This window comes from Mesorhizobium sp. P3_A9, assembly GCF_056402975.1.
The window spans coordinates 1-550 of the sequence record NZ_JBFUGJ010000825.1 but is presented as its reverse complement, the minus strand read 5'-3'; the positions used below and the strand labels follow the sequence as shown (position 1 = coordinate 550).

Annotated in this window: 1 protein-coding gene; it reads right to left on the bottom strand. The window is 60.0% G+C overall.

The features are described from left to right. Positions 1-300 (bottom strand): cation:dicarboxylate symporter family transporter (locus tag AC1DX0_RS36950; protein WP_477359631.1); only part of this gene is annotated, 300 nt, incomplete at its 3' end. Positions 301-550 lie beyond the last annotated feature (250 nt).

Genomic DNA, 550 nt, shown 5'->3' with positions numbered 1-550 from the left:
CAGCGCCAGCGTCGAAAACACCAGGAAGTAGATCATCGCCTTGCCGGCGACGCGGCCGACCTTGTGCAAATCGGAGACGCCGGCAATGCCGGTCGCCACCGTCAGGAAGATGACCGGCGCGATCACCATCTTGACCAGCTTGATGAAAGCATCGCCGAGCGGCTTCAGCGAAGCACCCAGTTCGGGATAGAAGTGACCGAGCAGCACGCCGGCGGCGATCGCCACCAGGACCTGCACGTAGAGATGCCGGTATAAGGGAACCTTGCCGCGCGGTTCGGCGGCAGCGAATGCTGGCTGCATGACGTCCTCCATTGGCGCCCCGATCGAAAGCTCGACCTCCCGGGGCAATTGTTATGACCTCCGCAGCCTCGCGACTGCTGGATTGGTATCTGCAACTGCCGTGCCAAACCGCGCCGGACAGTCTATCCGTTGATTTCGTTTGGCATTTTCAAGACGGCAACCGCGTCTCGCACACAGGCAGTGCGAACATCCGCATAGTGTGAATTGCCCTTTGTGCGAAATCATGCACAAATAGGCGATGCTGCAACGC